This is a genomic window from Streptomyces albidoflavus (assembly GCF_000719955.1).
GTDB lineage: Bacteria > Actinomycetota > Actinomycetes > Streptomycetales > Streptomycetaceae > Streptomyces > Streptomyces albidoflavus.
The window spans coordinates 1-1,994 of sequence record NZ_JOII01000084.1 but is presented as its reverse complement, the minus strand read 5'-3'; the positions used below and the strand labels follow the sequence as shown (position 1 = coordinate 1,994).

Here is a 1,994-nt window from a genome sequence, read left to right as displayed (position 1 = left end):
CCGTTCGGCGACCTGGCTGTGGAGGGTTCCCGGCCAGGGGGCGACGCCCTCGGTCCCGGCCCACTCCCGCACCACCCGCTCCCGCTCACCCTCGGCGAGGAGGGGGAGCGTGGCGACCGGCCGGGCCGGGTCGGCCACGGCGGCGGCGAGGAGGTGGTTCAGGTGGTCGCCGAGGCGCGCGACGGTCTCCTCCTCGAAGAGCTCGGCGCTGTACTCGACCAGCGCCCTGAGCCCGCCCGCGTGCTCCTCGAACTCGATGGTCAGGTCGAACAGCGCGGTGTCCCGCTCCAGCGGGTAGTCGGTGACGTCGAGATCACCGAGGCCCGGGCGGGTCCCCGGGGCGTTCTGCAGCACCACCATCGCCTGGACGAGCGGCGTGCGGCTGGTGTCGCGCTCCGGCTGGACCGCCTCCACCAGGCGCTCGAACGGCACGTCCTCGTGGGCGAACGCGTCGAGCACCGTCCCCCTGACCTGCCCGAGCAGGGCGTCGAAGGACGCCTCCGGATCGATCCGGGTGCGCAGCACGACCGTGTTGACCAGGAAGCCGACCAGCCCTTCCAGGCCGCCCTCGTTCCGCCCGGCGGAGGCCGTGCCGACGGCGATGTCCTGCTCGCCGGTGTAGCGGGCGAAGAGGGCCTTGACCGCCGCCGTCAGCGCCATGAAGAGCGTGGCGTCCTGGGCCCGGGCCCGCTTCTTGAGGCCGTCCACGGTGGCGGCCGGCACCTCGAAGCCGACGACGGCTCCCCGCGAGGTGCGCACGGCCGGCCGCGGCCGGTCGGTAGGGAGTTCGAGCGGCGTGATGCCCTGCAACTCCTCGCGCCACCAGTCGAGCCGGCGGCCGAGCAGACCACCGTCCTCCAGGCGGTCGCGCTGCCAGGCGGCGAAGTCCGGATACTGCACGGCGACCTCGGGAAGGCCGTGCGGACGGCCCTGGACCCGGGCCGTGTACAGCTCGCCCAGCTCCTGGGCGACGACGCCCATCGACCAGCCGTCGGTGACGATGTGGTGCATGCCGAGGAGGCACACGTGCTCGGCCTCGCCGAGGCGGACGACCAGGACGCGGACGAGCGGGCCGTTCCGCAGGTCGTAGGGGCGCTCCAGCTCACGCTGGGCGAGGACCCGTGCCTCCTGCTCGTCCGCCGCCTCCTCCACGCGCCACTCGGCCGGCAGCACGGGGTGGACCGTCTGGACGCCCTGCCCGTCGACCACGTCGAAGGTGGTCCGCAGCGCCTCGTGGCGCGCCACCAGGTCACTGGTCGCGGCGCGGAGCGCGTCGGTGTCGAGGCGGCCGGTCAGCCGCAGCCCGACCGCCGAGTGGTACTCGGTGCTGCCCTCGTTGAAGTCCTCCAGGAACCAGAGCCGTTGCTGGCCGAAGGACATGGGCAGGAGCCCGCTCCGAGGGGCCCGGGGCACGGTGGACGCCTCGCGCTGCCCCGCCTCGTCGGCGTCGGCGGCGTCGACGGCGACGGCGAGCTCGGCGACGGTCGGGTGCGCGAAGAGGAGCCGGGGCGAGAGACGGGCGCCGAGCTCGCGCCGGACGTGTGAGACGACCTGGATGGAGAGGATGGAGTCGCCGCCGAGGTCGAAGAAGTTGTCGTGGATGCCGACTTCTTCGGTTCCGAGGACTGTGGCCCAGGTGGTGGCGAGGAGGTGTTCGGTGGGGGTCCGCGGTGGTGTGCGTTCTGCGGTGTTGGTGGGTTCGGGCTGGGTGTCCGGTTGGGGGAGAGCTCGTCGGTCGACTTTGCCGCTGGGGGTGAGGGGGAGGTGGTCGAGGGGGATGTAGCGAGAGGGGATCATGTGGTCGGGGAGGGTGGTGGTGAGGTGGGTGCGGAGTTGGGCGGGGGTGAGGGGGGTGTCGGTGACGAGGTAGGCGAGGAGGCGGCGGTGGCCGTCTGGGTCCTGGTGGGTGGTGACGAGGGTTTCGTGGATGTGGGGGTGGGTGGTGAGGGCGGTTTCGATTTCGCCGAGTTCGATGCGGTAGCCGCGGATTTTGA

Annotated in this window: 1 protein-coding gene; it reads right to left on the bottom strand. The window is 72.6% G+C overall.

All coding sequences use genetic code 11. The features are described 5' to 3' along the window. Nucleotides 1–1,994 (bottom strand): condensation domain-containing protein (locus tag IF45_RS0131015; RefSeq protein WP_030310941.1); only part of this gene is annotated, 1,994 nt, incomplete at both ends.